The organism is Serratia sp. PL7 (assembly GCF_945957435.1).
This window is the reverse complement of the sequence record NZ_CAMFLB010000014.1, coordinates 90,887-116,686: the sequence shown is the minus strand read 5'-3', so window position 1 is coordinate 116,686 and position 25,800 is coordinate 90,887. Positions and strand designations below refer to the sequence as shown.

Sequence of the window (25,800 nt, the reverse complement as noted above, 5' to 3'; positions counted from 1 at the left end):
GCAACAGAATGACTCTTGTACCTAAACACAGCTCCGTACCAGCGCCCTCTCCCTGTGGGAGAGGGTTGGGGTGAGGGGCAAGCATCATCCCCACAGTTGGGCGATAGTACGTTTGAACTCGCGAGCGGCGGCCACGGGATCAGCGGCATCGCGAATGCTGCGGCCAGCAATAAACACGTGAATAGGAATGCCCTTGAACAGCGGCAGATCTTCCAAGGCCAAACCGCCGGTCACGGTCACCTTGAAGCCCATGCTGGTAAGACGTTTGATAGCGGTGATATCCGCATCGCTCCATGCCACTCCGGCGGCCTGCGCATCGCGGCTGCGATGGTAAACCACTTGCTGGATCCCTGCGTCACGCCACTCCTGTGCCTGCTCCCAGGTCCAGAAACCGGTCAACTCGATCTGCACATCACCGTTAAACTCTTTGGCTACCGCCAGCGCCCCTTTGGTGGTGTTGATATCAGCGCAGCAGATCACCGTGACCCAGTCCGCATTAGCCTCAAAGCACATGCGCGAGAGGATTTTACCAGCGTCGGCGATTTTGGCATCCGCCAGCACGATTCGGTCTGGGTAAAGCGCTTTCAGATCGCGCACCGCACGTACCCCTTCGGCCACGCACAGAATGGTGCCAACCTCAATAATATCAACCTCATTGGCGATCAGACGCGTGGTGCGATAAGCGTCATCCATTGACTGGTTATCCAGCGCAACCTGCAACATTGGTAAAGTATTTGCCATCTTGCTTGCTCTCCTTAGTGGGCTGCCGCAGCGGCAGAAGTCAGGTTTATCAGATCCAGTACCTGCTGTGGTGTACGGCAGGCTCGCAAGCGATCGAAGTTGGCCTCATCCTCGAACAGGTTAACCACCTGCAGGATGCCGACCTCCTGATGCGTTTTGGCATCCACCGCCGCCATGGTGATCAGGATATCGATCGGGTCGTTGTCCTCATCGCCAAAACGAACCGGCGTTTTCAGCGTGACCAGCGCAAAACCGGTTTTTAACACCCCCTCCTCCGGCCTGCCGTGGGGCATTGCCAGCCCCGGGGCCAAGACAAAGTACGGGCCAAACTGCTCAACACCGGCCAGAATGGCATTGAAATAGCGAGGTTCTACCACACCGGCCTCCACCAACAGATCGACGCCGATTTTCACCGCCTGCTGCCAGTCTTGTGCCTCGGCCTGCAACAAAATCGACTTATTGTGCGCCAGCGAATCACTCAGCTTCATTGCCGTTGCCTCACTTGATGTCTTTGGGGAAATGAGTGCCGATCACGTCCATCAGCTTGGGGCCGAAATCGGCGGCAGACAGCATATTGCGCACCCCCACCACATACTTGTTGCCACTGACGATGATTTCGTCAGCCACGTGGGTGGAGGCAATAATGATGTCGGCGCCGCTCAGTTCGGATTTGTATTCCCCCACCGCGCAGCTGTTGACCGTGTGGTCTACGCCTTGTTGGGTGAGGAACTGGTCGACTTTCATTTTCATGATCATGGAACTACCCTGCCCACAACCGCATACCGCCAGAATTCGTACCGTCATGTTGTGCTCTCCAGTTAGTTTGAAGCCGATTCAGTAAGTTGTTTTTCCGCATCCTCTTCCGCGCGCAACGTGCGCCCGGCGAAGAACATGTACAACAGCGCGATAACTACCACCACGCCCATAAACCACAGGCCGAAGCTCAGGCCCTGCATCAGCGGCGGTGCCAGGATTGACCAGTCCGCCATCCCCATCCAGGCGCTTAGCCCGGTCAGTTTGATGGCCCATACGCAGCCAAAGATTTCGATCATCCCCATCACCAGGCAAATCTTCATCGCCGCACGCCAGCCGCCAAAATGGTTGGCAAACACGCCGATGGTGGCGTTGGAGAAAAACATCGGGATAAAACCAGGGATGATCATGATGGAGGAACCAAGCGCCAGCAGTACGCCCACCGCGATCAGTTGCCCTACGGTACCCCACATAAAGCCCCACACCACCGCATTGGGCGCAAAGCTGTAAATGGCGGCGCAATCGATGGCTAGCACCGCCCCAGGGATCAGGCGTTGGGAGATGCCGTTGAAGGCTTCGGTCAGTTCGGCAACGAACATCCGCACGCCCTGCACGATGATGAAGATAGCGACGGCAAACATCAGGCCGGTTTGCAGGATGTAGATCGTCCAATGGGTTTTACCCGCCATCTGCTGCAGAGTATTGAGCCCGAAGGAACAGAGAATGATGCCAAAGAACACCGTCATCACGATGGCGGTGGAAACGATATTGTCATGGAAGATATTCAGCCAGCCGGGCAGCTTGAGGTCTTCCACGCTGTCCTCTTTTTTACCAAGATAAGGCGCCACCTTATAGGCTACCCAGGAGGCAAACTGCTGTTGGTGGCCAATGGAAAAACCGCTGTTTTCCGTCACCGATTGGGTGGGCTTGAACATCATGTTGGAGGTGATCCCCCAATACAGCGAGGCGATCAGGGCGCTACACAGTATGGTGGTCCACATGTCGTAACCGGAGATGTAGAAGAACACCGCGATCAGCCCCACCTGCTGAAACATGATATGGCCCGTCAGCATGATGGTGCGGATGCCGGTGATGCGCCGCAGCAAGACATAGACAATATTCAGCGCCAGTGCCAGCAGCACCGCATAACCCACCCAGCTATAGGCATCCCCCATCCGTTCAATGGTCGCCATCATCGAGGCGTAGGTGTCTGAGATGGCACCGTTGATGCCATAAACCTCGGAAAGCTTGGCCACCACCGGTTTGAAGGTACCGGTCAGGATGCCGGAACCGGCCTGCAACAGCATAAAGCCGATGATGGTTTTGATGGTGCCTTTGATGATCACCGCCGCGCTTTTGCGCAATAGCAGATAGCCCAGCAGCGTGACCAGCCCCAGTAACAACGGAGCATTGGTCATTACCTGATTAAAAAACACGGTGAAGATGGTGTAGAGGGTTTCCATACGGCTCTCCATGTAGCGTTTATGCGCCGTAGGGAACGCCGCTGGTCGCCAGGCCAACGCGTCACTATAACGCAGGGATAGGCTAACCATAGCAATCACAGCGAATCACCAAAAGATCATAAATGATTATTTGTGAACAACCTCGCAAGTTATAGGGTAAAAATTTGTACATTCAATGAGCCGGGTTGACGTAAATTCCATTACCCATTGAATTAAATACAAGTTAATGAATGACCTGTTGTGCATAAAGCCGAATCACCGAGGTAAAACGCCAGATTTAAACCGGCTAAACAGCGGTTGTCAGGATAAATAAACGGTGCTAGATTCAGCAAAACAAATCAAATTGAATCACAAAATGATAATTCGTGATTCAATTTGATGTAAAATGCCCTGATGATGAGGAACGAATCATGAGTAAAGTCACTACCATCACCCGCGAGTCCTGGATCCTGAATACCTTTCCGGAATGGGGCTCCTGGCTAAATGAAGAAATTGAGCAAGAGCAGGTTGCCCCCGGCACCTTCGCCATGTGGTGGCTGGGATGTACTGGTATCTGGTTGAAATCAGAGGAAAATGCTAATCTTTGCGTCGATTTCTGGTGTGGTACCGGCAAGCAGAGCCACGCTAATCCGCTGATGAAAACCGGCCACCAGATGCAACGCATGGCCGGGGTGAAGAAGCTGCAGCCCAATCTGCGCACCACGCCGTTCGTCCTCGATCCCTTTGCCATCAGGCAGATTGATGCCGTACTGGCCACTCACGATCATAACGACCATATCGACGTCAACGTCGCCGCCGCGGTGATGCAAAACTGTGCCGCCAACGTGCCCTTTATCGGGCCGCAGAGCTGCGTGGATATCTGGCTTGGCTGGGGCGTACCGGCGGAGCGCTGCATCGTAGTGAAGCCTGGCGATGTCATCAAAATCAAAGACGTGGAGATCTGCGCGTTGGATGCCTTCGATCGTACGGCGCTGATCACCTTGCCGGTGGAGCAAAAAGCGGCGGGCATGCTGCCAGATGGCATGGATCAGCGGGCGGTCAACTACCTGTTCAAGACTCCTGGGGGCAATCTTTACCACAGCGGGGACTCCCACTACTCCAACTATTACGCCAAGCACGGCAACGATCACCAGATCGACGTGGCGCTTGGCTCCTATGGCGAAAACCCACGCGGCATAACCGATAAAATGACCAGCGCCGACATTCTGCGCATGGCGGAATCGCTGAACGCCAAGGTAGTGATCCCGTTCCATCATGATATCTGGTCGAACTTTCAGGCCGATCCGCAGGAAATCCGCGTACTGTGGGAAATGAAAAAGGACCGGCTGAAATATGGCTTTAAGCCGTTTATCTGGCAGGTGGGGGGAAAATTCACCTGGCCGTTGGACAAAGACAACTTTGAATACCACTATCCACGCGGCTTTGATGATTGCTTTACCCTTGAACCGGATTTGCCATTTAAATCCTTCCTGTAACGGTCAAGCGTGAGAACGTGACGCCGCTGCAGCTTTATGCGCACTTCTGCACACGGATGATTCAAATCATCAGCAGGTGCGCATATAATCACGGCATATCCCCTGAAGACGGGGGAACGTTCTCATTTCCAGACGGAGCCCGAATGACCGAATCCCAGCGCCATAATGCCATTCTCGATCTCTTACAGCGTAAGGGGCAAATTTCCGTGGCCGATGTGATTAGCGCCTTCGAGATCTCACCGGCAACCGCGCGCCGCGACATCAATAAACTCAATGAGACCGGTAAGCTGCGTAAGGTGCGTAACGGTGCCGAAGCCACCAGCACCCCTCGCCCCACCTGGACACCGCTCAATATCCATCAAACTCAGCATCTGGATGAGAAGATGCGTATCGCCAAAGCGGCCGCTCAGCTTTGCCAGGCAGGTGAGAGTGTAGTCATCAACTGCGGTTCCACCGCCTTTCTGCTGGGGCGTGAGATGTGCGGTAAAGAGGTGCAGGTGATCACCAACTACCTGCCGCTGGCCAACTACCTGATCGAACGTGAGCACGAAAGCGTGGTGATCATGGGTGGTCAGTACAATAAAAGTCAGTCGATCACCCTGGCTCCCCAGGACGGCGATGCCACCCTGTATGCCGGGCACTGGATGTTCACCAGCGGGATCGGCCTCACCAGCGACGGGCTATATAAAACCGACATGCTCACCGCCATGGCAGAGCAGAAGATGCTCAACTACGTCGGTAAGCTGGTGGTGTTGGTGGACAGCAGTAAGGTCGGCCAACGGGCCGGTATGCTGTTCAGCCGCACCGAGCAGATCGATATCGTGATTACCGGGCGCGATGCCGATCCGGCGATAGTCGAGCAACTGCGCCTACAAGGGGTGGATGTCCAGTTGGTTTAACCTTTACGCCGCTGCCTTGCTATCTATTTTTGTCATCCTGGGTGATTTCCCAGGATGAACATTCATTCTCCTTTTATTAAGCAACCTATAGTTTAGGTAATATATAGAGCCTGATACATCCACCAAATAAATAGGTCGAGCGATATCACTCACGATCACTCTAAAGCCCGCCTGTTTTCTCATGACATTATCGTTTCATCTGGGTACTATTGCGGCAAATTTCCATAGGGAGTTGGGATTGTGGCAATAAACAGGAAAACACTTATTGTGGTCGGGATTTATCTCACCACCTCTCCGGCCATAGCGAGCACGGATACCCTCATCGATTATAGTTCTCGGCCCGATGCCGGGGTTTATCTGGGTAATCAGGTTGCCGCATCAACGTTATTTTCTCATACCCTACACCAAAGAAAGACCGCGCCAGGAGACAGTCAATTCTGGATGCGCGCTTCGGGTTATCACAGCAAGGATCTGAGCGCGGGCGATAATGGTTTGCCCGTCGATATGGATCGTCAGGTCTTTATGCTTGGCGGGGATTTGCTCGCCTTGGATAACAACAAAGAAGAGTGGACGGCAGGCCTGATGACCGGCTACGGCCACGCCAAGAGCAGTGCTAACAGCGCCACACTCTCATCCGAAGGTAAAGTCGACGGCTATTCTATCGGCGCTTACAGCACCTGGTATCAGGATAAGAAAAAGCATTCTGGGGCGTATGTGGATTCCTGGCTGCAATATGCCTGGTTTAACAACAGCGTGACCTATGCGCAGGGCAAACAGAATTATGACAGCACCGGCTTTAGCGCTTCGCTGGAAACTGGCTATGCCCTACAGCCTTTTTCGGCACTCGAGTTGATTATCGAGCCACAGCTGCAGATTATTTATAACCGCTTCGATGCCGATAATTATCAGGATCCGGCAGGCGTCTATATTCATCAGGCCGATGCGCCAAACTTTACTTCACGCGTCGGTATTCGCTGGTACAGCGATCAAGACGATTATACTACCGCCTATCTCGCCACCAACTGGTGGCATAATAGTGGCAAAAGCGCGGTCAACTTTAATGATACGCGGGTAGAGACCAACGCTCTGGATGATCTTTTTGAGGTCAAGTTAGGCCTGCATTCGCCTAGCACTTACAACATGCAGCTGTGGTTCGAAGGCGGGATCACCATGGGAGCCAACAGCTACCAGGATTACGGTGGCACCTTGGGTGTGAGCTATCGCTGGTAACAACGCTACGGCTGCAAGGCGGCGGGGATAAAGTCCCTGCTGTTGCTCTGGTCTAATACCTGCAAAAGTTGGATACAATAAAGACATTATCCCATTACCCGGTATTTTGCAGTTATGGAACAGTTTGAAACGATCGACGTTGTGCAAGCACACCAACGCCTGAAAGACGGTAGCACCGCACTGGTTGATATCCGCGATCCACAAAGCTTTGAGGCTGGGCATACGCCAGGCGCTTTTCATCTGACCAATGCCACCCTGTCCGCATTTATGCAGCAGAACGAGTTCGATCGCCCGGTGATGGTCATGTGCTATCACGGCAACAGCAGCCGTAGCGCCGCGCAGTACCTGCTGCATCAGGGGTTTGACGCGGTTTACAGTATTGATGGCGGCTTTGAGGCCTGGGCCCGCCAGTTCCCACAGGACGTTGAGACCTCCGCCTAACCCCCTTTGGGCCGCCTTTCTGGGCGGCCAATCGCTGAATTCTGCACTGTTTTTGTCAGATCCCTTCCCTGCGCTCAGGATTTCAACGGTATAATCAGCCGCCAATGCCATCGGCGGTTTTGCCCGTGGCCAAAGTCATCTACTTAGACGGAAAATCTATGGTTCGAGTGATCGCCGTATCCAACCCTCGCCTGGCGCAGGCCTTTGTCGATTACATGGCAACGCAAGGGGTTGTACTTGAAGTCCGCGCCACGGGCGATGCAGCCGAAATCTGGCTGGCGGACGAGGCCCATCTGGAGCAGGTGCAACACGAACTGCAACAGTTCCTGCTCGATCCGTTCAACCGCCGCTATCAGGCCGCCAGTTGGCAAGCAGGCAGCACCGATGCCGGTCTACAGTATCAACAGTTTTCTTACCTGCAAATCATCCGCAGCAAGGCAGGGCCGCTGACGCTAACGGTGATGAGCCTGTGCATTCTGGTCTATATCCTGATGCAGGTGCTGGGTGATGATACCGTCATGTTCTGGCTCTCCTGGCCGCAAAACAGCTCGCAATATGGCCAGCTGTGGCGCTGGGTCAGCCATGCGTTTTTGCACTTCTCGCTGCTGCACATTACCTTTAACCTGATGTGGTGGTGGTATCTTGGTGGTCCGCTGGAAAAACTCCTCGGCACCGGCAAGCTGTTTGTGATCGCCGTAGTATCAGCCTTCTTTAGCGGCTGGGCACAGTCGCTGTTCAGCGGTGCGCTGTTCGGCGGGCTTTCCGGGGTAGTTTACGCACTGATGGGCTATGTCTGGCTGAGCGGTGAACGCGCACCGGAACGCGGTTTGAACCTGCCACGGGGCTTGATGGTCTTTTCCGCGCTCTGGCTGGTGGCCGGTTATTTCGATATTTTAGGAATGTCGATCGCCAATGCGGCACACGTTGCCGGTTTAGTGATAGGGTTATTAATGGCATTCTGGGATACGCGGCATCGCGCGCACAACGAACAATAACAACCAGGCACATCGGTGTATTAGGGGAATATCGTGAAGCAAACACAGCGTCATGACGCAATTATCGAATTAGTGCGCCTACAGGGATATGTCAGTACGGAAGAACTGGTGGAGCACTTTGCCGTCAGCCCGCAAACCATTCGCCGTGATTTGAATGACCTGGCCGATCAGAACAAAATACAGCGTCATCACGGTGGAGCTGCGTTACCTTCCAGTTCGGTAAACACCGCTTATCACGATCGCAAGGTGATGTGGTCGGAAGAGAAAGCCCGCATCGCCCAGCGCGTAGCCAGCCAGATACCGGACGGCGCCACGCTGTTTATCGATATTGGTACCACGCCGGAAGCGGTAGCCCACGCCTTGATGGGCCATAAAAATCTGCGGGTCGTGACCAACAACCTGAACGTGGCCACCCTGCTCACTGCCAAAGAAGATTTCCGCCTGATCCTGGCCGGTGGTGAGGTACGTACCCGTGATGGCGGCATCATGGGCGAAGCCACGCTGGACTTTATCTCCCAGTTCCGCCTGGATTTCGGCATTCTCGGCATTAGCGGCATCGATATGGATGGCTCGCTGCTCGAATTCGACTATCACGAAGTGCGAACCAAACGCGCGATTATCGAAAACTCCCGCTGCGTGATGTTGGTTACCGACCATTCCAAGTTTGGCCGTAACGCGATGGTGAACCTGGGGAACATGAACCTGATCGACTATCTGTTTACCGATCAGGCTCCGCCACCCAGCGTGATGAAGATTATCGAGCAGTACGACGTACAGCTGGAACTCTGCTGATCGCCCCGCCCCCTCACTAAATGGAGAGGGGGCCTAACGTGCCACGAATTAGCTCATCCCCCAGGGCAATACATGCGACCATTGCTGAAGCTCCAGTCAGCGGCGTTGTTGTACTGAATAATCACCATGACATCATCGGGATGAATATTCAGCCCCCTGTTCAGGCGCTCACTCAGCACATGGTAAAAACTCTGCTTCTGCCCGGCGGTACGCGGCTTTCCTGCGATGATCTGAAACAGGACAAAGTTGTCGCTGCGTTCATTGCTCTGATAATGCCGGTCAAAAATGCGCTGGCTGGCAGGTAGCGTTTCAATGACCTGAAAACGGTCGTCTGGCGGAACGTCAAACTCCTCCGTCAGGCTCTGGTGCAAAATGTCAGAAATTTTCTGAAGTTGTGTCTCACTGTAGCCTTGGCGAAGTGTAATTCGGCTGAAGGGCATCAGATACTCTCCTCATCAATACAGCCGATTGCAGATACTGCGGCCGGCCAGCCTGCATAAAAAGCCAAATGGGTGAACGCTTCAATAATCTCCTGCTGGCTCAGACCATTTTTCCGAGCAAAATCGAGGTGCCACGGTAGCTGTTGCACCCGCCCCAGCGCAGCCAGAGCAGACAATGTTATCAGGCTGCGATCACGCGGGGAGAGTTCACCGCGCTGCCATATATCATCAAAAAGAACCTCCTTGCTCAATTCAGCCAGTTTGGGGGCCAGTCGGGCAAGCATGTCTCGGTCGGTGGATTGGGTCATGGCATTCTCTCCGTATTGACAGTCAACCCATTCTGGCGTGATAGTCAAATCCTGAAAATCGAATTAATCAGGACCAACCATCCTGAATATAAGGATGATAATGAAGAAGCTTTTACCCGCGCTGGATCTGGATGCACTACGCAGCTTTGTTACCGGCATTGAATGTGGCAGCTTTGCGCTGGCGGCAACACGCCTGTCCCGCTCCACTTCTGCCGTCAGCGCCCAGTTAAAAAAGCTGGAAATGCAGTGCAACGCGACATTGGTGATGAAAAAAGGGCGCCATCTGGAACTGACCCCTCAGGGTGAAATGCTGATGGGTTATGCGCGGCGCATGCTTGAGCTAAACGATGAAACACAGCGTGCTCTGAAAGGAGAATTGTTAAAGGGGGAGATCAGCATTGGTATGCAGGAGGATTTTGGTGAATCACTGATGCCTGGGATCCTCGGCCAGTTCAGACGCCATCATCCAGAGCTGAAGATCATCGCCAGGGTTGACCGTCAACGTGCGCTGCAAACCGCATTAGTCGATAAAACGGTCGATATGGCACTCATGTGGCAGCCAGATGCACAGATAAGCGAAGGCCGACGGTTAGGCGAACGCCAGCTAGAGTGGATTTACCATCCGGACCTGGATCTTCCTGCTTTGCTGGCAAAGGGTGAGCCGCTACCACTGGTGATGTTTGAAAACCCGTGCCTAATGCGCTCGCGTGCTACTACCAGCCTGGATCATGCAGGGATCCCCTGGAGGGTAATGTTTGTCAGCCACAGCCTGAGCGGTATCTGGGCTGCGGTAAAGGCCGGGTTTGGCCTGACCGTGCGCACGCACCTAGGCATGCCAGGAGATCTGCGCATAGCGGGCAACCTCCTGCCAACACTCGGAAATCTGGGGATCACACTTGAGCAGACCAAGACCGACGGTGAGAATCTCACTGCGCGGGCAATGCTTGGCCAGTTAATGGAGGAGGCGTTGTCAGGATTGAAATAATGCCCATATTTATGTTCGCCCCCCTCCCCATCCCAGTCGCTTCGTCACCTAACTCAAAAACTTCCTTATATCCACGCCCGCAATGGGCATGGGTTTGCGGCGGATGCAGCTAAGCGAAACGGCGTCAAATATCCCTTCAATTTGTATACCTACTATCACCAAACTGTTACCTCTATCACGCAAGAATGTTTTTGTTTGGTTAACTCTTGGCTTGCTTGTTGGTTTCCGATTACAATAATGAGCGAAAACGAACATAAAAGAGCTATTTCGAACACCAGGAGGAAGTTAACGTGGAAACCAAAGACTTGATCGTTATCGGTGGTGGTATCAACGGAGCCGGCATCGCAGCCGATGCAGCCGGGCGTGGGCTGTCCGTACTGCTACTGGAAGCGCAAGACTTGGCCTGTGCTACGTCTTCCGCCAGTTCAAAACTGATCCACGGTGGCCTGCGCTACCTGGAACACTACGAGTTTCGTCTGGTCAGCGAAGCGCTGGCCGAACGTGAAGTGCTGCTGAAACTGGCACCGCATATCGCCTTCCCAATGCGTTTCCGCCTGCCGCACCAGCCTCATCTGCGCCCGGCCTGGATGATCCGTATCGGCCTGTTCCTGTACGATCATTTGGGCAAACGCACCAGCCTGCCAGGCAGTAAAGGTTTGCGCTTTGGACCAGAGTCCGTCCTGAAGCCAGACTTAAAGCGCGGTTTCGAATATTCTGATTGTTGGGTAGACGATGCGCGCCTGGTCGTACTGAATGCCCAAGCCGTGGCCGAACGCGGTGGCGAAGTGCGCACCCGCACCAAAGTGACCCGCGCCTGGCGCGAAAATGGGCTGTGGATGGTGGAAGCCATCGACGTCGACAGCGGCAAAACCTTTACCTGGCGCGCCAAAGGCCTGGTGAACGCCACCGGCCCATGGGTAAAACATTTCTTCGACGATGGCCTGAAGCTCAAGTCTCCTTACGGTATCCGCCTGATCAAAGGCAGCCATATCGTGGTACCTCGGGCACATAACCAGCCACAGTCTTATATCTTGCAGAACGAAGACCACCGTATCGTGTTTGTCATTCCGTGGCTGGACGAGTTCTCCATCATTGGCACCACCGACGTGGAATACCACGGCGATCCGAAAGACGTGAAGATCGACGATAACGAAATTGACTACCTGCTGAAGGTATATAACGACCACTTCAAAAAACAGCTGGGCCGTGACGATATCGTCTGGACCTACTCTGGCGTGCGCCCGCTGTGTGATGATGAATCTGACTCACCGCAGGCCGTAACTCGCGACTATACGCTGGATGTACATGACGAGCAGGGCAAAGCCCCACTGCTTTCCGTATTCGGTGGCAAACTCACCACCTACCGCAAGCTGGCCGAGCACGCGATGGAGAAGTTGGCTCACTACTATCCTGGCTGTGGCCCGGCGTGGACCAAAAACGGTTCCCTGCCGGGGGGCAATATTGACGGCGATCGCGATAGCTATGCTGCTAAACTGCGCCGTCAGCACGGTTGGATGACAGAGTCCCTGGCGCGCCGTTACGCCCGTACTTATGGTAGCCACAGCGAAATAATCCTGGCCAATGCCAATAGCCTGAGCGATTTGGGTGAAGACTTCGGCCATGACCTTTACGAAGCTGAACTGCGCTATCTGGTTGAGAAAGAGTGGGTTGTCGAGCTGGATGATGCCCTGTGGCGTCGTACCAAACTGGGGATGTGGCTCAGCGAAGAACAGCAGGCGCGGGTGAAAACCTGGCTGGCAGAAAATGCCAAACCAAAAGCGTTGTCATTGGCGTCTTGATTGAGGTGTGAGTAGGCGGGCGCAGCATGCAGCGCCCCTACGGCATACGGGACGCAACAAGTTAAATTCAAGGGCCGGTGATCCGGCCCTTGGCTATTACAGCTTTATCGGTTTGATATTCCAGATCTCGTCCGCGTACTCCTGGATCGTGCGGTCGGAAGAGAAGTAGCCCATGTTGGCGATATTGAGTATCGCACGCCTGGTCCAGTCGTCCTGATTGAGATACACCTCATCCACCTTATCCTGCGTATCCACATAGCTGCGGTAATCGGCCAACAGCTGATAGTGGTCGCCAAGATTGACCAGTGAATCGAACAGGCTGCTGTAGCGCTTGGGCTCTTCAGGGCTGAACACCCCGGTAGCGATCTGCGTCAAAGCCAGATGCAACTCTTCATCCTGCTCGTAATACTGACGTGGGTTATACCCATCTCGGCGCAGCGCTTCCACCTGATCGGCGGTATTGCCAAAGATAAAGATGTTCTCTTCACCCACATGTTCCAGCATTTCGACGTTGGCCCCGTCCAGCGTACCAATGGTCAAGGCACCGTTGAGAGCAAACTTCATATTACTGGTGCCCGAAGCCTCTGTCCCCGCCAGCGAGATCTGCTCGGAAAGATCGGCCGCCGGAATGATCATCTGGGCCAGGCTTACCCCGTAGTTAGGGATAAACACCACCTTCAAATCATCATGCACTCGCGGATCGTTGTTGATCACCTTCGCTACGTCATTGATCAAACGGATGATCTGTTTGGCGGCATAGTAGGCCGAAGCCGCTTTACCCGCGAAGATCACCACGCGCGGTACGCGTTTGGCATCAGGATCCTGCAACAGACGGTTATAACGCGTGATCACATGTAATACGTTCAGCAATTGCCGCTTATATTCGTGGATCCGTTTGATTTGCACGTCGAACAACGCGTCGGGGTTCACCACCACGTTGAGCTTTTTCGCGATATACCCCGCTAGCCGCTCTTTATTCTGCCGTTTGGCAGCCTGTACGGCCTGCAAGAAGCTCGGGTAATCCGCATTCGCTTTGATTTCGCCAAGCTGGCTGAGATCGGTACGCCAGTGATGACCAATACTGTCATCCAGCACTTTGGACAGCGGCCGGTTAGCCAACCCCAGCCAGCGACGCGGCGTGACCCCGTTGGTTTTATTGCAGAAGCGATCGGGGAATACGCGAGCAAAATCGGCAAACAGGGACTGTACCATCAGTTCGGAGTGCAGTGCCGAGACGCCATTCACCTTATGGCTGGCGACCACAGCCAACCACGCCATACGCACTCTGCGCCCGTTGGTTTCATCAATGATGGAGACCCGTGCCAGCAATTGATCATCGCCCGGTACCACTTGCTGTACCTGCTTGAGGAAATGGTCGTTGATTTCGAAGATCAGTTGCAGGTGGCGTGGCAGTATTTTGCCCAGCATATCAACCGGCCAGGTTTCCAGCGCTTCGCTCATCAAGGTGTGGTTGGTATAGGAGAACACTTTTTCCACCACTTCCCAGGCATCCAGCCAGCTGAATTTGTGCTCATCAATCAGCAGGTGCATCAGCTCAGGGATCGACAACACCGGGTGAGTATCATTGAGGTGGATGGCAATCTTGTCGGCCAGATTGTCGAAGGTTTTGTGCATCGTCCAATGGCGGTTGAGGATGTCCTGGGTAGTGGCTGAAACCAGGAAATACTCCTGCCGCAGGCGCAGTTCACGCCCGGAATAGGTGGAGTCATCGGGATAGAGCACGCGCGAAACGTTCTCGGAGTGGTTTTTATCTTCCACTGCGGCAAAATAATCCCCCTGGTTGAACTTACCCAGGTTGATTTCATTACTGGCCTGAGCGCTCCACAAACGCAGCGTGTTGGTGGCATCGGTATCAAAGCCCGGGATCACCTGATCGTAGGCGATAGCGATAATCTCTTCGGTTTCCACCCAGCGGGCCTTCGCCCCTTCCTGCTGAACGCGGCCACCAAAACGCACTTTATAGCGGGTATTATGGCGCGGGAATTCCCACGGGTTGCCGTATTCCAGCCAATAATCCGGCGACTCCATCTGTTGGCCATCGACGATGTTCTGCTTGAACATGCCATATTCATAGCGAATACCGTAGCCCCGGCCAGGCAGCGCCAGCGTGGCCAAGGAATCCAGGAAACAGGCAGCCAAACGCCCCAGGCCGCCATTGCCCAAGCCAGGATCGTTCTCTTCCTCAAGCAGCTCACTCAGGTTCAGACCCATTTCATCGAGTGCGTCCTCAATATCCTGGTAAATCCCCATCGATAACAGCGCATTCGACAGCGTACGGCCAAGCAGAAACTCCATCGACAGGTAATACACCTGCCGGACATCTTGTGAAAGCTGGGCGCGATTGGATCGCAACCAACGTTCCACCATCCTGTCGCGCACCGCAAACAGCACGGCATTAAGCCAGTCGTGCTGGGTGGCGATAGCCGGATCCTTACCGACAATAAACATCAGTTTATAGGCGATGGAATGTTTCAGCGCTTCGACACTGACCGTGGGTGAGGTGTAACTAAACGGTGAAGTCATAGTAATTCAATCCCAAGTACGTGATTACAACAAGCGTTGATAAAGCGACAGATATTCCTTTGCCGCGACTTGCCAGCCAAAATCCAGACTCATGGCATGGCGTTGTACGTGATGCCAATGTCTCGGCCGGCTCCACAGCACCAGAGCACGCCGAATGGCATTGCCCAGGGCAACGGCATCACAATCATCAAATACAAACCCGCTGGCAGTGCCGTCGGCCAGATTCTCCAGCGCACAGTCCACCACCGTATCTGCCAACCCGCCGGTGCGGCGCACCAGCGGCAACGTGCCATATTTCAGGCCATAAAGCTGTGTTAACCCGCAAGGCTCAAAGCGGCTGGGCACCAGGATCACGTCCGCCCCGCCGATAATGCGGTGGGAGAAGGCATCGTGGTAGCCAATCTGCACGCCGACCTGTTCCGGATAATCGGCCGCCGCGGCCAGGAAAGCCTGCTGCAATACCGCGTCCCCCGCTCCCAGCAGCACCAACTGCCCCCCTTGTTCCAGCAACGCTGGCAGAGCCTCCAGCACCAGATCCAACCCTTTCTGGTTGGTCAAACGACTGACCACTGCAAACAGTGGCAACGATTCATCCACCTGCAGCCCCATGGCTTTTTGCAGATGAACCTTGTTCTTGGCCTTGTTTTTCAAGCTGTCGGCGTCATAGCGTGCCGCGAGGCGCGCATCGTGTGACGGGTCCCAAATCTTGTCATCAACACCGTTGAGAATGCCGCTCAATCTCCCCTGCCGCTGCCGCTCCTGGAGCAACCCTTCCATCCCGTAACCAAACTCCGGCTGGGTAATTTCACGTGCATAGGTCGGGCTGACGGCGGTGATATGGTCGGCGTAGTACAGGCCTGCTTTCAGGAAAGACATCTGGCCGTAAAACTCCAGGCCATAGATATTCAAGAATGACGATGGCAACCACAGCTCCGCCATATGGTGGGCGGAGAATAGCCCCTGATAGGCCAGATTGTGTACGGTGAAGATCGAGCGTGCCGGGTGGCCATTCGCCGCCAGATAAGCGCAGGCCAAGCCGGCATGCCAGTCGTGAGCATGGACCAGTTTTGGCCGCCAGTAATGATCCAGCCCCTTCGCCAGCTCGCAGGCCATCCAGCCCAGCAAGGCAAAACGGCGGTGGTTGTCCGGATAGGCATACATCGACTGATCGTGGTACGGGCTGCCCGGCCGGTCGTACAGCCAGGGGGCATCGATCAGGTAAACGCCTACGCCATGATAGGTGCCATAACGCAGGCCTACGCGCCCGGCAAAAGAGTCGATCTCGGCAACCAGTACCGTGTCCGGGATACCGTTGCGCACGTCAGGAAAAGCCGGTAATAGCACCCGAACATCAGCTCCTGCGGCAATCTGCGCCGTCGGTAATGCGCCAACCACGTCTGCAAGCCCGCCGGTTTTAAGCAGTGGGAACATCTCGGAACATACGTGTAAAACCTGCATTATTACTCCTGAAATTCGGTAAAAACGTCTTTACGGAGATAAGGGGCGCGGCTTGCCACGCCCAAGGTTCCGGCCAGAATGGCTACAGTTTTGCCAACATTTCGCGCGTCACCAGCACGATGCCCTCTTCCGAACGGTAAAAACGCTTGCTGTCTTCCTCGGCGTTTTCACCAATCACCATGCCTTCGGGAATATGGCAGGCGCGATCGATAATGCAGCGGCGCAGGCGGCAGGAGCGGCCAACGTTGACATCGGGCAGTAATACAGAAGAGTCGATAGTGCAGAAGGAGTTCACCCGCACCTTCGAGAACAGCACCGAATGCACCACCACCGAACCGGAGACAATGCACCCACCGGCCACCAGCGAGTTCATGGTCATACCATGGCTGCCGGAACGGTCTTGCACAAATTTGGCCGGTGGCAGTGGCTCCATATAGGTGCGGATCGGCCAGGAACGGTCGTACATATCCAGCTCAGGCGTTACCGAAGCCAGATCGAGGTTGGCGCGCCAGTAGGCTTCCAAGGTCCCGACATCACGCCAATACGGCGGTAGATTCGGACCACATCCCACACAGGAAAGAGTAAACGGATGCGCCCAGGCAGCACCCTGCGCGGTAATTTTGGGGATCAGATCCTTACCGAAATCGTGGGTGGAGCCAGGGGTCGACATATCCTCTTCCAGCAGTTGGAAGAGGTAGCTGGCGTTGAAAATATAGATGCCCATGCTGGCCAGTGACATCTCCGGGTTGCCAGGCATGGCTGGCGGATTGGCTGGCTTCTCCAGGAATTCGAGGATCAGGTCATTATCGTCCACCTTCATCACGCCAAACTCGCTGGCTTCCTTGCGCGGTACCGGAATACAGGCCACCGTGCACTGCGCCCCTTTCTCGACGTGGTCGATCAGCATGCGCGAGTAGTCCATTTTATAAATATGGTCGCCCGCCAGGATCACCACGTATTCCGCTTCATAGCGGCGAATGATGTCCAGGTTCTGGTAGACCGCATCCGCGGTGCCTTTGTACCAGTGTTCGGTGCTCAGACGCTGCTGGGCAGGCAGCAGATCGACAAACTCGTTCATCTCTTCGTTGAGGAACGACCAGCCCCGCTGAATATGCTGCACCAACGTATGGGAATGATACTGAGTGATCACCCCCATACGGCGGATCCCTGAGTTCAGGCAGTTGGACATGGCAAAATCGATGATGCGGTACTTGCCACCGAAGTGAACGGCTGGCTTGGCGCGGGTAGAGGTTAAATCTTTCAAACGCGAGCCACGGCCGCCTGCCAATATCAGGGCAACGGATTTATTCGGCAACTGGCGCGCCAACATCAGAGGGTCTTTATTTTCGTGCTTAACCATAACTGACTCCTTTTAATTTTTCTCTACCAGCACGCAAAGCGAATGCGCAACCTGGCACCAGGCGGGTAAAACCGCCCGCGAATCTTCCTGAGTGAAGGGGGCGACAACCTGCCAATCACCCTCGGGTAACGTCATCTCAACGGTCTGCTGGGTGGCGTTGATCACCATCAGCCAGCGTTGCGACAGGCGGATCTGCAAGCAGCGATCGCCCTGTTCCCACTGTTGCGCACTGAGCGGCTGCCCCTGCGCGTTTAACCACTGCACGCTGCCGTCTCCCTCCTGCCACCAGCGGTCTGCCTGCAAAGCAGGAATTTGCTGGCGCAAGCGGATCAGCGCGGCGGTGTATGCGGTCAGTGACTCATCCGCATTGGCCCAATCGAGCCAGGTGGTTGCGTTATCCTGACAGTAAGCATTGTTGTTGCCTTGCTGGCTATTTCCGTGCTCATCACCGGCCAGCAGCATCGGTGTCCCCTGTGCCAGAAGCAGCGTGGCAAGCAGTGCTCGCTGGCTGGCCTGGCGGCGTTGCAAAACGGTTTCGTCGGCAATCAGGCCTTCAACTCCGTGGTTACAGCTAAAGTTTTGGTCGCTGCCATCACGGTTTCCCTCTCCGTTAGGCTGGTTATGTTTCTCCTTGAAACTCACTACGTCCTGCAAGGTAAAGCCGTCGTGGGCCGTCAGCATATTGATGCTGACATAAGGCGCACGCCCACGTTGGTTGAATACCTCGCTGGAGGCAGCAAAACGCTGGGCAAACTGACCCAGTGACAGATCCCCCCACAGCCAGAAACGGCGGATATCGTCACGGAAATGGTCATTCCACTCAGCAAAACGGCCTGGAAACGCGCCAACCTGATAGCCCCCCGGACCAATGTCCCAGGGCTCGGCGATCAGTTTGCAGCGCCCCAGCGTATCGTCCGCCAGCATCGCCTGAAACAGCGGTGCATCGCGGTCAAACGCCGGTGTACGGCCTAACACGGTGCCAAGATCGAAGCGGAAACCGTCGACATGGCACTCCCGAACCCAAAAGCGCAGGCAATCCATCACCCACGCCACGCCCGCTGGCTGATCCAACCGCAGCGTATTGCCACAGCCGGTGAGGTTATCGTAGCCACCATCAGGGGTTAGCCAGTAGTAACTGGGGTTATCAATACCACGCAGCGACAACGTTGGCCCATCCACATCCAGCTCTGCACTGTGGTTGAACACCACGTCCAGGATCACTTCGATCCCCGCCCGGTGCAGTGCTTTCACCGCATCACGGAGCTCACGAAGCGGCGTCGTCCCGGTGCTCAAACTGCTGTAACGGTTGTCTGGCGCGAAAGGAGCCAGCACGTTGTATCCCCAGTAATTGATCAGCCCCAGGCGCTGCAAACGCGGCTCCGTGGTGTGCTGCTGCACCGGCAAAAGCTCGAGCGCAGTGATCCCCAACCGCTTGAAGTAGGCAATCATCGCCGGGTGGCCAAGAGCGGCAAAGCTGCCACGCAATACGTCCGGGATCTCCGGGTGCGTTAACGTCAGCCCCCGGACGTGGGCTTCGTAGATCACCGTTTTGCCCCAAGGGATGGCTGGCGGGCGATCGTCTTGCCAATCGTAGCTTTCGTCGATCACTACACATTTGGGCATCAGTTGGGCGCTGTCTTGCTGGTCCGGTTGATCGTATCCCCCGTGCAAATTCACATGGTCGGCAACCGGCCCTTCGACTGCCCGCGCCGCCGGATCGAGCAACAGCTTGTTAGCGTTAAAACGCAACCCAAGATGAGGCTCAAACGGGCCATGCACCCGATAACCATAACGTTGCCCCAACTCGCCCCCTGGCAGATATCCATGCCAGATATCACCGCTGCGGGCAGGCAACGGCAGGCGTGTTTCACGATATTGCGCATCGAACAGGCATAGCTCAACCTGCGTGGCATGCGCAGAAAACAGGGTAAAGTTGATGCCATTACCGTCGTAATAAGCCCCTAAAGGCGCGGCAAGACCCGGCGTCAGCTCTACCATCAAGCCTCCCGCCGTAGATAAACCGTTGCCAGCGGTGGCACCATCACGCTGATCGAATGTTCACGACCGTGGCTGCCGATAGGCTGCGAAATCACCCGCCCCTGATTACCCGCGTTGCTGCCGTGATAATGGTGTGAATCGGTATTGAGGATTTCCTGATATTCGCCAGCGCGCGCAATGCCGATGCGGTAATGGGGGCGCGGCACCGGGGTAAAGTTGCTGATGGCTATCAGCTCATTGCCCTGAGAGTCATAGCGTGCGAAAGCAAATACCGAGTTGTCGTGATCGTCGACCACCAGCCACTCAAAGCCGTCTGGGCGATAATCGCGCTCATACAGCGGCGCATTCTCCTGATAGCAGTGGTTGAGATCGCGTACCAGCCGTTGCACGCCGTGGTGCCAACCGTCCAGTCCATCCAGCAGATGCCAGTCCAGGCTGGTATCGAAATTCCACTCACGCCCTTGAGCAAATTCGCTGCCCATAAACAGCAGTTTTTTGCCCGGGTGCGCCCACATAAAGCCATAATAGGCCCGCAGGTTGGCGAATTTCTGCCAGGCATCCCCCGGCATCCGATCCAGCACGGAGCCTTTGCCATGCACCACTTCGTCGTGCGAGATCGGCAGCACGAAGTTTTCGGTATAGGCGTAGAGCATGCCGAAGGTCATCAGGTTGTGATGGTATTTACGGTGCACCGGATCGCACTTCATATAATCCAGCGTGTCATGCATCCAGCCAAGATCCCACTTGTAGTGGAAACCTAAGCCGTTGGCATCCGGCGGCAGCGTAACCCCCGGATAGTCGGTGGATTCTTCCGCCAGCGTCACCGCGCCTGGCCGCTCTTTACCCAGCGTCTGGTTGGTGTAACGCAGGAAGGAGATCGCTTCCAGGTTCTCATTGCCGCCATAGTAGTTCGGCACCCACTCACCGTCGGCACGGCTGTAATCACGGTAAATCATCGACGCCACCGCATCGACGCGCAAGGCGTCGATACCAAACCGCTCCAGCCAGTAAAACGCATTGCCCGCCAGGTAGTTACGCACCTCGTGGCGGCCATAGTTGTAGATCAGCGTGTTCCAGTCCTGATGGAAGCCTTCGCGAGGATCGGCATATTCATACAGCGCGGTGCCGTCGAAGTTGGCCAGACCATGGGCATCGCTGGGGAAATGCCCCGGCACCCAATCCAGGATCACGTTGATCCCGGCATCATGAGCCGCAGCGACAAAAGCCTTGAACTCCGCTGGCGTACCAAAACGACGGGTTGGCGCATACATTCCCAACGGCTGATAGCCCCAACTACCGTCGAACGGATGTTCGTTGATCGGCAACAGTTCAATATGGGTGAAGCCCATATATTTAACGTAGGGGATCAGTTGCTCGGCCAGCTCTTGGTAGCTGAGCCAGAAATTACTGTCGGTATGGCGACGCCAGGAACCCAGATGAACTTCATAGATGGAAATCGGACGGTCAAAGTCATTGGCCCGCTGCCTTTCCGGTGTGTTTTCCACCACCGCAGGCAGCGGTGTGATTAACGAAGCCGTTTCGGGCCGCATCTGCGCTTCAAAAGCATAAGGATCGGCTTTCAGCTGCACGTTGCCGTAACAATCGATAATCTCGTATTTATACAGCTGCCCGGCCTTCACGCCCGGTAAAAACAGCTCCCAAATCCCGTTCTCTCTACGCAGGCGCATGGGATGACGCCGTCCATCCCAAAAGTTGAACTCCCCCACTACCGACACGCGCTGGGCATTCGGCGCCCAAACGGCAAAGCTGACCCCATCCACATTATCCAACGAGCCAGGATGCGCCCCCAGCCGCTCATAAGGCCGCAGATGGGTGCCCTCGGCCAGCAGCCAGCTGTCAATATCCTGCAGCAGGGTGCCAAAACGGTATGGGTCTTCAAGCAGTTGTTGATGGTCGCGCCAGCTGACTTCAAGCTGATAGCGGAAAGGGGTTTTACGACGCGGTACGAGAGCGCTGAAAAAACCACGAGCGTCATCGCAATTGAGCTGAACCAGACGGTTACCGGTTTTACTCTCTACCAGCCACACGGTGCCCGCATCCGGCAACAGCGCACAAATCTGTAGGCCGTTTTCGGTTACATGCATGCCGAGCAAGGAAAAGGGATCGGCATAGTGACCGGAGATGAGCTGATTGATCACGTCACGTTCGGGAAGTACAGGCATAGCATTCTTCCTTTGATTAAGAGCATGACTTTTAAAAGGCTACGCTGAACAAAAAGCAGCCGTTGCACCTATCATACAATTCATTTGCTACCTAAAGCGTGATTTCAGTCGGTTATTGATTAATCGATCGCCTTCATGCTCGCAGTTTCGCTCTTTATGCTTATTTTTCAGGCGAATTTTCACCATTGATGGAAAACTTTTCATCCACCTAATAAGCATAGCCATGTCTGCTAAAAACACGGTGACATTACCAAGGAAAATTTTTAGCCGGAAAACCGGCGGAGCGGGCAACCTTCGCTGGCTGCGTCTGATATACGACAGGCATGACGTCACCTTGCCTACATCGCCTTTACTGCTACAGCAATCGAGACCAGAAACGTGGAAAACAGGGCATTGGAGGGCTGAAAGAGATCAGCCCTCAGGAAGTTCAGTTCAGGGTTACAGCAGGATACGCAGCATGCGACGCAGCGGTTCGGCCGCGCCCCACAACAGCTGATCGCCAACGGTGAAGGCGGAGAGGTATTCCGGCCCCATATTCAGCTTGCGCAGACGGCCAACCGGCGTGTTCAAAGTACCGGTTACGGCAGCAGGCGTCAGCTCACGCATGGTCAGTTCGCGGTCGTTAGGGATCACCCGTACCCAGTCGTTATGCGTGGCCAACAGTTGCTCGATTTCCGGCAGCGGGATGTCTTTCTTCAGCTTCAGGGTAAATGCCTGGCTGTGGCAGCGCAGAGCGCCGACGCGCACACACAAACCATCAACCGGGATGATGCTTGACGTGCTGAGGATCTTGTTGGTTTCCGCCTGGCCTTTCCACTCTTCGCGGCTTTGGCCGTTATCCAATTGCTTGTCGATCCAAGGGATCAGGCTGCCCGCCAGAGGAACGCCAAAGTTATCGGTTGGCAGCTTACCGGAACGGGTGGCCTCCGTGACTTTACGCTCGATGTCCAGGATCGCCGAGGCCGGGTCCTGCAACTCCTTCGCCACATCCGCATGCAGCATGCCCATCTGAGTCAACAGCTCACGCATATGGCGCGCACCGCCGCCAGAGGCAGCCTGATAGGTGGCAACAGAGGCCCACTCCACCAAGTCGTTGGCAAACAGACCGCCCAGCGACATCAGCATCAGGCTGACGGTGCAGTTACCGCCAACAAAGGTCTTGATGCCTTTGTTCAGCCCTTCCTGGATCACCGCATGGTTGACCGGGTCGAGGATGATAATCGCATCGTCTTTCATACGCAGAGAAGAGGCCGCATCGATCCAATAGCCCTGCCAGCCGGTAGCCCGCAGCTTTGGATAGATTTCATTGGTGTAATCGCCGCCCTGGCAGGTAATAATAATATCGAGAGCGCTTAATGCTTCGACATCATACGCATCTTGCAGCGTGCCTTGCTGCTGACCACCGAAAGCCGGGGCGGCAGCACCGAGCTGTGAAGTGGAGAAAAAGACCGGGCGAATGGCGTCAAAATCGCGCTCTTCAGTCATGCGCTGCATGAGAACCGAGCCGACCATACCACGCCAACCAATGAAACCAACGTTTTTCATATTTACTGTCCTGCCTTGGAGGATGACTATGCTCTATACCCTTTCAGGAAGGATATGAGATAGAGTTAAGTTATATGTTGTGTGCAATATCTACCCACCTTACAAAAAGTCGGCGCGAGCGCAAAGTGAATTTATTCGATGAACAAACAATTCTCAGCAACGCCGCTTATACCCGTCGTCTTTCAAGCTGCAGCGTTGTTACCTGCACTTACTCACCCCAGTCACTTACTGAACGTAAGCTCCTGGGGATGAGTAAGCTTGTCGCCTAGCTGCAGCTTGAAATTCATAGGGTAGATATCGGTCGTTTTTTCTGATTTTGAGGCCTTAAATGACAGAAATGATTGCGGCAACGGTGTTGCTGTTTTTAATTATGGATCCGCTGGGTAACCTGCCGATTTTCATGTCAGTGCTGAAACACCTGGAACCGCGCCGTCGCCGGGCGGTGGTGATCCGCGAGTTACTGATAGCTTTGGTATTGATGCTGATCTTCCTGTTCGCGGGCGAGCATATTTTGGCGTTCCTTAACCTGCGCACCGAAACCGTGTCGATCTCCGGCGGGATTATCCTGTTCCTGATCGCCATCAAGATGATTTTCCCTTCTCAGGAGGGCAGCGGTAGCGATCTTTCCGCCGGAGAGGAGCCTTTCCTGGTGCCGCTCGCCATTCCGTTAGTCGCCGGGCCGTCGATTCTGGCAACCTTGATGTTGCTTTCACACCAGTACCCCAACCAGATTTCACATCTGGTAGTGGCCTTGCTGATTGCCTGGGGATTGTCGGCGGCGATCCTGCTGATGTCGAACGTGTTCCTGCGGTTACTGGGGAGCAAAGGGGTGAGTGCACTGGAACGGCTGATGGGGTTGATTCTGGTGATGCTATCCACCCAGATGTTCCTGGACGGCGTTCGGGCCTATCTGAACCTTTAACAGCCAGGGCGCAGCAGAGATTGCTGCGCCCCACCGTTAGGACTTAAACCACCATCGCCAACAGCAGGCAGCCAATCAGGCCACACACTGAAATGATGGTTTCCAACGCCGACCAGGACTTGATGGTTTCCATAATGGTCAGGTTGAAATACTCCTTGAACAACCAGAAGCCCGGATCGTTAACGTGAGAGAAAATCACGCTGCCTGAACCGACGGCGATAACCATCAGCTCCGGGCTAGCCCCGGTGGTGGCAATCAGCGGAGCCACAATGCCCCCGGCGGTGATCGCCGCTACGGTCGCGGAACCCAGTGCAATACGCAGCACTGCGGCAATTGACCAGGCCATCAGGATCGGTGACACGTTGCTGCCATGCATGATGCCAGCAATGTATTGCTCAATGCCGCTGTCTACCAGCACCTGTTTGAACGCCCCGCCACCGCCGATGATTAACAGCATCATGGCGATGATTTTGATGGAGTCACTGACGGTGCCCATCACTTCGTCCATGGTGCGGCCACGGTTCAGGCCGAAGGTAAAGATGGCAATCAGCACTGCGATCAGCGTTGCCATTACCGGGTCACCAAAGAACTCGGCGTAAGACAGGAACGGATGGCCTTTAGGCAACACCATTTCCGCCACGGCACGCAACGCCATCAGGATCACCGGCACCAGTGCAGTCGCTACGCTAACGCCAAACCCTGGCATCTCTTCTTCGGTAAAGGTTTTTGGGTTATATAAACCAACCGGAACCGGCTTATCGATACCTTTCAGGAAGCGGGCATACACCGGGCCTGCCAGGATCACGGTTGGGATTGCCAGCAAGGTACCATACAGCAGGGTTTTCCCCATGTCCGCATGGAAAATGGTAGCAATGGCCGTTGGGCCAGGGTGTGGCGGCAGGAAACCGTGGGTAACGGACAGCGCCGCAGCCATAGGTACACCGACATACAGCAACGGGATACGTGCAGAGGCTGCAATGGTAAACACCAAAGGCAGTAACAGCACGAAGCCCACTTCGTAGAACAGAGCAAAACCGACGGTAAAACCGGTCAGCACGATGGCCCATTGGATATGCTGTTTGCCGAACTTGTCGATCAGCGTGGTAGCAATCCGCTGTGCACCGCCACAGTCCGCCAGCAGCTTACCGAGCATGGCACCAAAGCCCATGATCAGCGCCAGACCACCCAACGTTCCGCCCACGCCGGCCTTGATGGAACCAATCACTTTGTCTACCGGCATTCCCTGCATGATACCAACCGCCAGAGCGACCAGAATCAACGAGATAAAGCCGTTCAGCTTAAAGCGGATCATCAGCAGCAGCAGCATCGCTACGCCGATGGCAACAATCACTAGTGGCATAATTTTTCTCCAACCCTTTTATCACTTGGCCTCTTTACGCAATGGCAGCGAAAGAAGGTGCTTTGTTTTATTGTACGACCCTATCCTGGTGGTCTAAGTAGGCAGCTGA

General features: G+C 54.9%; 22 protein-coding genes. 9 read left to right on the top strand and 13 right to left on the bottom strand.

The features are described from left to right. Window positions 1–84 precede the first annotated feature (84 nt). The 4 genes from N6G83_RS35955 to ulaA are packed head-to-tail and all read right to left on the bottom strand — an operon-like array spanning window position 85 to window position 2,957. The gene (locus N6G83_RS35955) at window positions 85–741 is read right to left on the bottom strand and encodes a 3-keto-L-gulonate-6-phosphate decarboxylase UlaD (protein ID WP_029710879.1); all 657 of its coding nucleotides are present in this window, start codon (window positions 739–741) and stop codon (window positions 85–87) included. Window positions 742–755: 14 nt separating this feature from the next. Next, on the bottom strand, window positions 756–1,229 hold the full coding sequence (gene ulaC, locus N6G83_RS35950; protein WP_024527595.1) for a PTS ascorbate transporter subunit IIA: 474 nt from the start codon (window positions 1,227–1,229) through the stop codon (window positions 756–758). Between the two features lie 10 nt (window positions 1,230–1,239). Then, the gene (gene ulaB, locus N6G83_RS35945; RefSeq protein WP_024527596.1) at window positions 1,240–1,545 is read right to left on the bottom strand and encodes a PTS ascorbate transporter subunit IIB; all 306 of its coding nucleotides are present in this window, start codon (window positions 1,543–1,545) and stop codon (window positions 1,240–1,242) included. Window positions 1,546–1,559: 14 nt separating this feature from the next. Further along, entirely contained in the window at window positions 1,560–2,957 is a 1,398-nt protein-coding gene (ulaA, locus tag N6G83_RS35940; RefSeq protein WP_024527597.1) for a PTS ascorbate transporter subunit IIC, read from the bottom strand. A gap of 410 nt (window positions 2,958–3,367) precedes the next feature. Between ulaA and ulaG the strand changes: the two genes are divergently transcribed. The 6 genes from ulaG (at window position 3,368) to N6G83_RS35910 (ending at window position 8,789) form a co-directional block, all read left to right on the top strand. Further along, window positions 3,368–4,432 (top strand): L-ascorbate 6-phosphate lactonase, encoded by a 1,065-nt coding sequence (gene ulaG, locus N6G83_RS35935; RefSeq protein WP_024527598.1) that lies wholly within the window; start codon window positions 3,368–3,370, stop codon window positions 4,430–4,432. A gap of 143 nt (window positions 4,433–4,575) precedes the next feature. Then, the gene (gene ulaR / locus N6G83_RS35930; RefSeq protein WP_024527599.1) at window positions 4,576–5,331 is read left to right on the top strand and encodes an HTH-type transcriptional regulator UlaR; all 756 of its coding nucleotides are present in this window, start codon (window positions 4,576–4,578) and stop codon (window positions 5,329–5,331) included. Between the two features lie 240 nt (window positions 5,332–5,571). Further along, window positions 5,572–6,561, top strand: a complete 990-nt coding sequence (locus N6G83_RS35925) for an autotransporter outer membrane beta-barrel domain-containing protein (RefSeq protein WP_161629477.1) — start codon at window positions 5,572–5,574, stop codon at window positions 6,559–6,561. A 114-nt stretch (window positions 6,562–6,675) separates the two neighbouring features. Further along, window positions 6,676–7,002, top strand: a complete 327-nt coding sequence (gene glpE / locus N6G83_RS35920) for a thiosulfate sulfurtransferase GlpE (RefSeq protein WP_024527601.1) — start codon at window positions 6,676–6,678, stop codon at window positions 7,000–7,002. Between the two features lie 158 nt (window positions 7,003–7,160). Further along, complete coding sequence (gene glpG, locus N6G83_RS35915; RefSeq protein WP_024527602.1) at window positions 7,161–7,997, top strand: rhomboid family intramembrane serine protease GlpG; 837 nt, start codon at window positions 7,161–7,163, stop codon at window positions 7,995–7,997. Window positions 7,998–8,030: 33 nt separating this feature from the next. Beyond that, entirely contained in the window at window positions 8,031–8,789 is a 759-nt protein-coding gene (locus tag N6G83_RS35910; protein WP_021181740.1) for a DeoR/GlpR family transcriptional regulator, read from the top strand. A gap of 53 nt (window positions 8,790–8,842) precedes the next feature. Here N6G83_RS35910 and N6G83_RS35905 read toward each other — a convergent pair whose 3' ends face one another. After that, window positions 8,843–9,229 (bottom strand): tautomerase family protein, encoded by a 387-nt coding sequence (locus tag N6G83_RS35905; RefSeq protein WP_074030263.1) that lies wholly within the window; start codon window positions 9,227–9,229, stop codon window positions 8,843–8,845. After that, the gene (locus N6G83_RS35900) at window positions 9,229–9,537 is read right to left on the bottom strand and encodes a carboxymuconolactone decarboxylase family protein (RefSeq protein ID WP_024527604.1); all 309 of its coding nucleotides are present in this window, start codon (window positions 9,535–9,537) and stop codon (window positions 9,229–9,231) included. The genes N6G83_RS35905 and N6G83_RS35900 overlap by 1 nt, the downstream gene beginning before the upstream one ends. 88 nt (window positions 9,538–9,625) lie before the next feature. On the opposite strand from N6G83_RS35900, the gene N6G83_RS35895 reads away from it, so the two are divergent. Beyond that, on the top strand, window positions 9,626–10,522 hold the full coding sequence (locus tag N6G83_RS35895; protein WP_211135293.1) for a LysR substrate-binding domain-containing protein: 897 nt from the start codon (window positions 9,626–9,628) through the stop codon (window positions 10,520–10,522). Window positions 10,523–10,812: 290 nt separating this feature from the next. Then, window positions 10,813–12,321, top strand: a complete 1,509-nt coding sequence (gene glpD, locus N6G83_RS35890) for a glycerol-3-phosphate dehydrogenase (RefSeq protein WP_211135172.1) — start codon at window positions 10,813–10,815, stop codon at window positions 12,319–12,321. Between the two features lie 96 nt (window positions 12,322–12,417). Here glpD and glgP read toward each other — a convergent pair whose 3' ends face one another. From glgP to asd, 6 genes are all read right to left on the bottom strand, one after another. Beyond that, window positions 12,418–14,865, bottom strand: coding sequence for a glycogen phosphorylase (glgP, locus tag N6G83_RS35885; RefSeq protein ID WP_074030258.1), 2,448 nt, complete (start codon window positions 14,863–14,865; stop codon window positions 12,418–12,420). A gap of 24 nt (window positions 14,866–14,889) precedes the next feature. Beyond that, window positions 14,890–16,323, bottom strand: coding sequence for a glycogen synthase GlgA (gene glgA, locus N6G83_RS35880; RefSeq protein ID WP_024527608.1), 1,434 nt, complete (start codon window positions 16,321–16,323; stop codon window positions 14,890–14,892). Window positions 16,324–16,405: 82 nt separating this feature from the next. After that, window positions 16,406–17,683 carry a glucose-1-phosphate adenylyltransferase gene (gene glgC / locus N6G83_RS35875; protein WP_024527609.1) on the bottom strand — a complete coding sequence of 426 codons (1,278 nt, stop codon included), beginning with the start codon at window positions 17,681–17,683 and terminating at the stop codon, window positions 16,406–16,408. 12 nt (window positions 17,684–17,695) lie between these two features. Further along, window positions 17,696–19,681 carry a glycogen debranching protein GlgX gene (gene glgX / locus N6G83_RS35870; RefSeq protein WP_211135176.1) on the bottom strand — a complete coding sequence of 662 codons (1,986 nt, stop codon included), beginning with the start codon at window positions 19,679–19,681 and terminating at the stop codon, window positions 17,696–17,698. Beyond that, window positions 19,681–21,864 (bottom strand): 1,4-alpha-glucan branching protein GlgB, encoded by a 2,184-nt coding sequence (glgB, locus tag N6G83_RS35865; protein ID WP_211135178.1) that lies wholly within the window; start codon window positions 21,862–21,864, stop codon window positions 19,681–19,683. Before glgB ends, glgX begins: the two co-directional genes overlap by 1 nt. Window positions 21,865–22,302: 438 nt before the next feature. Then, complete coding sequence (gene asd / locus N6G83_RS35860) at window positions 22,303–23,409, bottom strand: aspartate-semialdehyde dehydrogenase (RefSeq protein WP_065683993.1); 1,107 nt, start codon at window positions 23,407–23,409, stop codon at window positions 22,303–22,305. 328 nt (window positions 23,410–23,737) lie between these two features. Between asd and N6G83_RS35855 the strand changes: the two genes are divergently transcribed. Next, the gene (locus tag N6G83_RS35855; RefSeq protein ID WP_021181749.1) at window positions 23,738–24,331 is read left to right on the top strand and encodes a YhgN family NAAT transporter; all 594 of its coding nucleotides are present in this window, start codon (window positions 23,738–23,740) and stop codon (window positions 24,329–24,331) included. A 43-nt stretch (window positions 24,332–24,374) separates the two neighbouring features. Here N6G83_RS35855 and gntT read toward each other — a convergent pair whose 3' ends face one another. Beyond that, the gene (gntT, locus tag N6G83_RS35850) at window positions 24,375–25,691 is read right to left on the bottom strand and encodes a gluconate transporter (protein ID WP_024527613.1); all 1,317 of its coding nucleotides are present in this window, start codon (window positions 25,689–25,691) and stop codon (window positions 24,375–24,377) included. Window positions 25,692–25,800: the final 109 nt, after the last annotated feature.